This window comes from Dietzia sp. B44, assembly GCF_014145245.1.
Lineage (GTDB): Bacteria > Actinomycetota > Actinomycetes > Mycobacteriales > Mycobacteriaceae > Dietzia > Dietzia natronolimnaea.
In genome coordinates this window covers 1-8,283 of record NZ_JAALEF010000103.1, presented here as the reverse complement: position 1 = coordinate 8,283, position 8,283 = coordinate 1, and the positions used below count along the sequence as shown (strand labels likewise).

The following is an 8,283-nucleotide window of genomic DNA, read 5'->3' as shown; positions in this document are numbered from 1 at the left end:
CGGGGCCGGGTCCGGGTCCGGGTCCGTGCCCACACCCGAGCGACCCCCGTCCCCGGACTTCGTCCAGTCGCTCGCCCGCGGCCTCGCCGTCATCACCGCATTCGACGCCGACCACCCCCGACAGACCCTCAGCGAGGTCGCCCGGACCACCGGACTCACCCGCGCGACCGCGCGCCGGTTCCTCCACACACTCGTCGAGCTCGGCTACGTGGACACCGCCGGGTCGGCCTTCTGGCTCACCCCCCGCGTGCTCGACCTGGGTTACAGCTACCTCTCGGCCATGCCGCTGACGGATCTGGCCCAGCCGCACCTCGAACGGCTCAGCGCACGGCTCGACGAGTCGTCGTCGATCGCCGTCCTCGACGGGCACGACATCGTCTATGTCGGACGTGTCCAGGTCCGCCGGATCATGAACATCGGGATCACCATCGGCACCCGGTTCCCCGCCTTCGCCACCTCGATGGGCAGGGTCCTGCTCGCGGCCCTGCCCGCGGAGGAGCTGGAAGCCCACCTGGCGGCAACCGATCTGCGCGTCCGCACCCCGCACGGGATCGCGGACCCGGACGGATTGCGCGCCGAACTCGCGGCGGTCGCCGACCGCGGGTGGGCGCTCGTGGACCAGGAGCTCGAACCGGGCCTGAGATCTCTGGCCGCCCCGGTGCGCGACCGTCACGGGCGGGTCGTGGCCGCGCTCAACGTCTCCACACACGCCGCCCGGTATTCGATCGACCAGCTCCGCCACGAGCTCGTCCCCGTGGTCGTGGACGCGGCCCGGGCACTGTCCGCGGACCTGTCGACCGTCACTCGTTGACCTGTTCCCACTGAGACCCCTCCCCTCCCCACACTCACCACCTCGGCTACCACCAGGAGAACCCATGCGCGACGTCGTCATCTGCCAACCCCTCCGCACGCCGGTCGGCCGCTTCGGCGGCGTGTTCCGCGATCTGGACGCGAACACGCTGGCCACCTCGCTGCTCACCGCGCTCGTCGAGCGCACCGGCCTGACCGGGGCGGACGTCGACGACGTGATCCTGGGCCAGGGCTCGCCCGGCGGCGAGGGTCCCGCCATCGGCCGGATCGCCGCCCTCGACTCCCCGCTCGGCATCGACGTGCCCGGGATGCAACTGGACCGGCGTTGCGGCTCCGGACTCCAGGCGGTGATTACCGGCGCGCTGCAGGTGGCCTCCGGCGGAGTGGACCTCGTGGTCGCCGGAGGAGTCGAATCGATGAGCCAGGTGGAGTTCTACGCCACGCCCTCGCCCCGCTGGGGCATCACGGGCGACGGCGTCTCGCTGATCGACCGCCTCGGCCGCGCCCGCACGACGGTCGGTGGCCGCTCCCACGTGATCGACGGCGGGATGATCGAGACCGCCGAGAACCTCCGCCGCGAGTACGGCATCACCCGCGAGGAGCAGGACCGGCTGGCCGTGCAGTCCCACCAGCGTGCGGTGGCCGCCCAGGAGTCCGGGGTGTTCGCCGAGGAGATCGTCCCGGTCGCCGTGCCGCAGCGCAGGGGCGGGGACCTCGTCGTCGACACCGACGAACACCCCCGCGCCGACACCACGGTCGAGGCACTCTCGGGCCTCCGGGCGATCATGGGCCGGACCGATCCCGAGGCCACCGTCACCGCCGGCAATGCCTCGGGCCAGAACGACGGCGCCGCGATGTGTGTGGTCACCACGGTGGACCGGGCCGCCTCGCTCGGCCTGACCCCGCTCGTCCGCCTGGCGTCCTGGGCCGTGGCAGGTGTCGCCCCGGAGACGATGGGGATCGGCCCGGTCCCCGCCACCGCCAGGGCGCTCGACCGGCTCGGCTTGACGCTGGCGGACATCGACGTGATCGAGCTCAACGAGGCCTTCGCCGCCCAGGCGCTGTCCGTCATGCGGGAATGGGACATCGACCCCGCCTCGGAGCACCTCAACCCCCACGGCTCCGGGATCTCACTCGGCCACCCCGTCGGAGCGACCGGCGCCCGGATGCTCGCCACGCTCTCCCACGAGATGGTGCGGCGCGACGCCCAGTGGGGGCTGGAGACGATGTGTATCGGCGGCGGCCAGGGCCTGGCCGCGGTGTTCGAACGCGTCTGACCGACCCCTTGTCCATCGTCAGAGCGTTCCGCACACATCCAAGAGCGTTCCGCACACATCGCTCGAGCGATGTGTGCGGAACGCTCTTGACGATGATCTTGACGTGGAGGGGTCGGCCGCAGACCCGTCCGAACCCGGTCGGCCGGGACGTCAGTCGTCGATGCGCGACGGGTGCCTCGTCAGCGCCATGACCTCGATATCCATGTACGGGAACAGCGGCAGGCCCGAGAGCAGCTCGTGCAGCTCGTCGCCGGATTCGACGTCGAAGATGCTGATGTTGGAGTACTGGCCGACGATGCGCCAGAGCTCCCGCCACGTCCCGGAGCGCTGCAGCTCCTGGCTGTAGGCCTTCTCGCGGGCGACGGTGTCCTCGCGTACCTGCGGATCCAGGTCGCGGGGGATCTTGACGTCCATGCGGACGTGGAACAGTGCCATCTCGGTAGTCTCCTCTACTTCTCAGTGGCCGGCGGTTCTGCGGTTCAGTGGGTCTGCGGGTCAGCGGGGTCGGCGACGGGTGAACTTCTCGACGGCGTCGTGGTCGATCTCCACGCCCAGGCCCGGACCGTCCGGGAGGTGGACCCGGCCGGCCTCGTACCTGATCGGCGTGGTCACGTACGTCTCGGCCAACAGCAGCGGACCGAACAGCTCGGAGCCGTAGTTGAAGCCCGGTTCGGCGCACGCCAGGTGCAGCGAGGCCATGGTTCCGATGGGCCCCTCAAGTGAGGTCGCGGCATGGCAGGCCACGCCTGCCGCGCGCGCGATCGCCACGACCTCCTTGCTCCTGGTCAGGCCGCCGAGCTTGGTGGTCTTGACGGCGATGACCCCGGCGGCGTCGCGGCGCACCACCTCGAGAGCATCGTGCGGGGACTGCACCGATTCGTCGGCCATGATCTGGACGGGCAGCGTGCGGTTGAGCTCGGCGAGCACCTCGATCTGCTCGGTCGGGGTCGGTTGCTCGATCAGTTCGATCCCCGCCTCGACCAACGCCGGGAGGTGCACGTTGGCGGTGAACCGGTCCCACCGGGCGTTGATGTCCACCCGCAGGCCGGCCCGTCCGTCGAGTCGCTCGGCAAGCGCGGCGATGCGCGCCACGTCCTCGGCCGGGTCCATCGCCCCCATCTTGAGCTTGAAGGTGCGGTGGCGGTCCGCGGCGAGCAGTTCGTCGATCTCCTCGACCATCTCCCCGAGCGGCATCGCGCCCAGTGCCCACGTGCATTCGATGGAGTCGCGGACGGCGCCGCCGAGGAGCGACCGCACCGGCACATCGAGGGTGCGCGCCCACGCGTCGACCATCGCGATCTCCAGCGCGGCTTTGGCGAAGCGGCCGCGGGCCACCACGCCCTCCATCGCCTCGAGCACGGCCGGGACCTCGTCGACGCGTCGGCCCACGGCGACCGGGGCGAGGTACTTCTCCACGAGCACCTGCATGGTCTCGGCCGACTCGCCGCCCCACCAGGGGCCGCCCGGGGTCACGCCCTCGCCGTAGCCGACGACGCCGTCAGCCGTGGTCACCGACACCAGGAGGATGGACTGCTCGGTCGCGGTGGTGGTGGCGAACTTGTGGGGGCGGATGAGCGGGACGTCGAGGATGCGGGTCTCGACGGATCGGATGGTCATGTCGGTCATGTTCGGTCCTCGACTTGATGTGGGCTGGGTGGGATCGCCGGCGCCCCGGCCGCTCGTGGCGGCCGGGGCTAGCGACAATTTCTCCGGGATCGGGACTGATCAGGCGACGTAGCGGGCCTCGGAGACCGGGTCGAGAACGAAGTCGTACACCACCTCGTCGACACCGTCCGCTCCTGGCTCGGGATTCAGGATGAGCTCGGGCTTGACCGCTCCGGCGACGTCGTCCTCGACGTACTCGCCACCCTGGAAGTACAGCTGGGTGGTGATGAGCCGCTTGCCCGGGGCTGTCACCTTGAGGTGCAGGTGCGCCGGACGCCACGGGTGGCCGTCATAGCTGGCGATGAACTCGCCGGTCGGGCCGTCGTGCGGGATCTGGTACGGCGCGGGTTGGATCGTCGTGATCTCGAAGCCACCCTCGGCATCGGTGGAGAAGGTGCCACGCAGGTTCCACTCCGGGATACCCAGGCCGTCATCGAACTGCGAGTAGTAGCCGTCGGAGTCGGCGTGCCAGAGTTCGACGGTCGCCCCCTCAATTCCGGCGCCGTCCAGGTCCCGGACCTGGCCCTTGAACACCAGAAGGGTGCCCTTCTCGTCCTCGCGCATCGGCATGGTGCCCTTGGCGCCGAGGTTCGGGGCGTCCGGCACGTAGTACGGGCCCTCGATGGAGCCCTTGGTGCCGTTGAAGATCCGGCTGTTGGAGTCCTCGATGAAGTGCTCGAGGAAGACGTCGAGCCACAGCGGCCACTCGCCACCCTCGCCGACGCTGATGAGCCACTGCTTGAGGACGCGGTACTCGTCGTAGGTGACCTCGTGCTGGTAGATGACCTCGGACAGCTTGGTCAGCACGTCCTTGTAGATGGCGGCGGCGCGCTCGGGCGAGGTGTCGGACCCGACCCGGTGGCCCTTGAACTTGTCGGTGGCGGCGTTACCGGACCCGGAGGCGGTGGGGACTGCGGTGGTGGGGACTGCGGTGGTGCTCATGACGCTCCCTGCGTGAGTGGGGGGACTGGATCGGGCCGGTGGACGATGCCCCGATCAGGGATCTCCGTCGGCCGATGCCCTCACTGTGCCCCCGGTAAAGGTGTGTCGTCAATCACCCGGCTATACATCCGTAGTGGGATTCCTGTACGCATCGCGCACCACATCGGCATGTTCCCGCAGATAGGCGTACGGATGCGAAGAATCTGTTCGCAGTGCGAACAATGGGCACCTAGGCACGACTAGGCACACCCCTAGTGTGACTCGCCCCACACTCGGGCACCGTTGGGGTCATCACGGCACCCGGTCACCTTCGAGGTGGCCCGCCCCGACCCCGCAAGGAGAACTCGATGTCCGATCGACTCGACCACCTGCAGCACACTCTCGACACCGCTCTGGAGGACCGTCCCGCCGAGGGCATCATCCGCGCGAACCGTCGTATCTTCACCGATGAGGAGTTGTTCGAACTCGAGATGACGCACATCTTCGAGGGGAACTGGGTCTACCTGGCACACGAGAGCCAGATCCCGAACGTCGGCGACTACTTCACCACCGACATCGGCCGCCAGCCCATCATGATCACCCGCGGCAGGGACGGAGAGCTCAACTGCCTGATCAATGCCTGCTCGCACCGCGGAGCGATGCTGTGCCGCCGCAAGACGGACAATCGCACCACCCTGACCTGCCCTTTCCACGGGTGGACGTTCTCCAACTCGGGGGAGCTGCTCAAGGTCAAGGACCCGCGTGACGCCGGCTACCCGGAGCAGTTCAACTCGGGCGGTTCCCACGACCTTCGCCGCGTGGCCCGGTTCGCCAACTATCGCGGGTTCCTCTTCGGCAGCCTGAACGCCGACGTCCTGCCGATCGAGGAGCACCTCGGGGACAGCCGGACCATCATCGACATGTTGGTCGACCAGTCCCCGGAGGGTCTGGAGGTCCTGCGTGGGTCCTCGACCTACACCTTCGACGGCAACTGGAAGCTCCAGGCCGAGAACGGCGCCGACGGATACCACGTCTCGGCGACCCACTGGAACTACGCGGCCACCACCGCCCGACGGGGTTCCGGCGAATCCAAGAACGAGACCAAGGCCATGGACGCCGGCACCTGGGGCAAGCAGGGAGGCGGCTACTGGTCGTTCGACCACGGCCACCTGCTGTTGTGGATGTGGTGGGGCAACCCCGAGGATCGTCCGCTGTGGGAACGCAGGGCGGAACTGGCCGAGCAGATCGGTGAGAAGAAGGCGGAGTTCATGGTCGGGGCCTCCCGCAACCTGTGCCTGTACCCCAACGTCTACCTGATGGACCAGTTCTCCAGTCAGATCCGGCACTTCAGGCCGATCTCGGTGGACAAGACCGAGGTGACGATCTACTGCATCGCCCCCAAGGGCGAGAGCGCCGAGGCACGCGCTGCCCGGATCCGCCAGTACGAGGACTTCTTCAACGCGACCGGTATGGCGACGCCGGACGATCTGGAGGAGTTCCGCTCCTGCCAGAAGACCTACCTGGCCAGCGCCGCTCCGTGGAACGACATGACCCGCGGATCCACCCACCAGGTCGCCGGCCCCGACGCCACCGCCCGAGGTCTGGGGATGGAGAACGTGCTCTCCTCCGGTGCCAAGACCGAGGACGAGGGCCTGTACCCGGTGCAGCACGGGTACTGGCTCGAGACCATGCGCCGCGCTCTGGAGGCCGAGGAGCGCGCCGCCGCCGACGCGAACGCTGCAGCCGCGGACGTCGCAGCCGCGGGGAAGAACGGCGCGACGCCGAGCGTCACCGCGTCCGCCGCTCTCTGATCCGACCCGCGCTCCCCACGCCCACGCCCACGAAAGGACCGATCATGTCCGCACCCGCAGTATCTGGACCAACAGTGCCCGGAAAAACAGTGTCCGGAGAAGCAGTGTCCGCGACGCCAGTGGCGTCGATCTCCGTCGAGGATATCTCCGCCTTCCTCTTCCGCGAGGCCCGCCTCCTCGACGACCGGCAGTTCGAAGCATGGATCGAGTGCTATCGCGAGGACGCAATGTACTGGATGCCCGCCTGGGACGACGACGGCGAGCTCACCACGGACCCCTACTCCGAGATCTCGCTCATCTTCTATCCCAACCGGGCCGGCATCGAGGACCGGGTGTTCCGCATCCGTACCGACCGGTCGTCGTCCACCTCCCTGCCGGAACCCCGCACCGGCCACCTCATCAGCAATGTCGAGGTGACGGACAGGCGACCCGGCGAGGTCGACGTCCGCTTCAACTGGCTCTCCTCGTACGTCCGCTACAAGACCACCGACCAGTACTTCGGGACGTCCTTCTACACCCTCGACGTCACCGGGGAGACCCCGCTGATCACCTACAAGAAGGTCGTCCTCAAGAACGACTACATCCACCACATCGTGGACGTCTACATGGTGTGACCCGCCACGCCATCGAGCCCGCCCCACCGGGGCGTCGACGACCACCGGTCCGCCCAGTGCGGCCGATCATGCCAGCGACAAGAAGTGAGATCCCATGAGTTACCAGGTGGCCCTGGGCTTCGAGGACGGTGTGACGCGCTTCATCACATGCGGCCCGTCGGAAACCGTCGCCGACGCCTCGTACAAGGCCCGAATCAACATCCCCCTCGACTGCCGCGACGGAGCGTGCGGCACCTGCAAATCACTGTGCGAGTCGGGAGACTTCGACGGCGGCGACTACATCGACGACGCCCTCACCGCGGCCGAGGCCGAGGCCGGCTACTGCCTGCCGTGCCAGATGGTCCCCCGCTCGGACCTGGTGGTCCAGATCCCCACCACCTCGGATGTGGCCAAGACGACCGCGGCCGCCCACCCGGCGACCGTCACGGCGGTCGAGCGTCTGGCCGAGGGCGCGTTCGCGCTGACCGTGGAGCTCGACGACCGGGGAGCCCTGGCGTTCCTGCCGGGGCAGTACGTGAACGTCTCGGTTCCCGGTACCGACCAGGTGCGCTCGTACTCGTTCTCGACCGGCCCGGACGACGACCGCCTGTCGTTCCTCATCAAGTACGCCCCCGGCGGCGCGATGTCCGAGTACCTGGCGCAGCGGTGCGCGGTGGGCGATCGGCTCGACCTCACGGGCCCGATGGGCAGCTTCTTCCTGCGCGAGTCACCGCGGCCGCTGCTACTGCTCGCGGGCGGCACCGGACTCGCGCCCGTCCTGTCGATTCTGGAGAGCCTCGCCGTCGCCGGTTCCGTGGACAGGCCGGTGCACCTGGTCTACGGGACGTCTCGCGACACCGACGTGGTGTACACCGACCTGCTCGACGACTACACGACACGGTTGCCGGGGATGACGTGGGACCTGGTCGTGTCCGACCCGGCCACGGCGTTCCCGAACACCGGATACGTCACCGGGTTGATCCGGCGCGAGCACCTCCACAACGGGACGGCCGACATCTACCTGTGCGGTCCGCCGCCGATGGTGGAGTCCGTCCGGACCTTCCTGGACACCGAGGGCCTCGAGGTGACGCACTTCTACTACGAGAAGTTCACCCCGGCCACCGTGGCGGGTGACGGGGCGGTGACAGCGGGCGTCGAGTCCGACGCCGCGACCCCCGTCGAGACGCCGGCGCCACCCGACCCCGC

8 protein-coding genes are annotated in these 8,283 nt (G+C 68.7%); 5 read left to right on the top strand and 3 right to left on the bottom strand.

Annotated features, from left to right (window positions below):
- Positions 1-25: 25 nt before the first annotated feature.
- Together G6017_RS04310 and G6017_RS04305 are read left to right on the top strand one after the other, a co-directional pair.
- Complete coding sequence (locus G6017_RS04310) at positions 26-811, top strand: IclR family transcriptional regulator domain-containing protein (protein ID WP_182616101.1); 786 nt, start codon at positions 26-28, stop codon at positions 809-811.
- A 64-nt stretch (positions 812-875) separates the two neighbouring features.
- A complete protein-coding gene (locus G6017_RS04305) occupies positions 876-2,087 on the top strand; it encodes an acetyl-CoA C-acetyltransferase (protein ID WP_182616099.1) in 1,212 nt (403 codons plus the stop codon).
- A 150-nt stretch (positions 2,088-2,237) separates the two neighbouring features.
- Here G6017_RS04305 and catC read toward each other — a convergent pair whose 3' ends face one another.
- The 3 genes from catC to catA form a co-directional block, all read right to left on the bottom strand.
- Positions 2,238-2,522: a muconolactone Delta-isomerase gene (gene catC, locus G6017_RS04300; RefSeq protein ID WP_179524922.1), complete on the bottom strand. Its 285-nt coding sequence runs from the start codon at positions 2,520-2,522 to the stop codon at positions 2,238-2,240.
- A 60-nt stretch (positions 2,523-2,582) separates the two neighbouring features.
- Positions 2,583-3,713: a muconate/chloromuconate family cycloisomerase gene (locus tag G6017_RS04295; RefSeq protein ID WP_182616097.1), complete on the bottom strand. Its 1,131-nt coding sequence runs from the start codon at positions 3,711-3,713 to the stop codon at positions 2,583-2,585.
- Between the two features lie 99 nt (positions 3,714-3,812).
- The gene (gene catA / locus G6017_RS04290; RefSeq protein ID WP_182616096.1) at positions 3,813-4,694 is read right to left on the bottom strand and encodes a catechol 1,2-dioxygenase; all 882 of its coding nucleotides are present in this window, start codon (positions 4,692-4,694) and stop codon (positions 3,813-3,815) included.
- A gap of 347 nt (positions 4,695-5,041) precedes the next feature.
- Here catA and benA point away from each other — a divergent pair, with 347 nt between their 5' ends.
- The 3 genes from benA to benC all read left to right on the top strand — a co-directional run.
- Positions 5,042-6,484 carry a benzoate 1,2-dioxygenase large subunit gene (gene benA / locus G6017_RS04285; RefSeq protein WP_182616094.1) on the top strand — a complete coding sequence of 481 codons (1,443 nt, stop codon included), beginning with the start codon at positions 5,042-5,044 and terminating at the stop codon, positions 6,482-6,484.
- A 119-nt stretch (positions 6,485-6,603) separates the two neighbouring features.
- Positions 6,604-7,098 (top strand): benzoate 1,2-dioxygenase small subunit, encoded by a 495-nt coding sequence (gene benB, locus G6017_RS04280; protein ID WP_182616103.1) that lies wholly within the window; start codon positions 6,604-6,606, stop codon positions 7,096-7,098.
- Positions 7,099-7,192: 94 nt separating this feature from the next.
- On the top strand, positions 7,193-8,283 hold a 1,091-nt coding region (gene benC, locus G6017_RS04275), incomplete at its 3' end, for a benzoate 1,2-dioxygenase electron transfer component BenC (RefSeq protein ID WP_182616092.1).

Coding starts and splice junctions, on each gene's coding strand:
- G6017_RS04305 (WP_182616099.1), top strand. CDS start 876: ATGCGCGACGTCGTCATCTGCCAACCCCTCCGCACGCCGGTCGGCCGC.
- catC (WP_179524922.1), bottom strand. CDS start 2,522: ATGGCACTGTTCCACGTCCGCATGGACGTCAAGATCCCCCGCGACCTG.
- G6017_RS04295 (WP_182616097.1), bottom strand. CDS start 3,713: ATGACCGACATGACCATCCGATCCGTCGAGACCCGCATCCTCGACGTC.
- catA (WP_182616096.1), bottom strand. CDS start 4,694: ATGAGCACCACCGCAGTCCCCACCACCGCAGTCCCCACCGCCTCCGGG.
- benA (WP_182616094.1), top strand. CDS start 5,042: ATGTCCGATCGACTCGACCACCTGCAGCACACTCTCGACACCGCTCTG.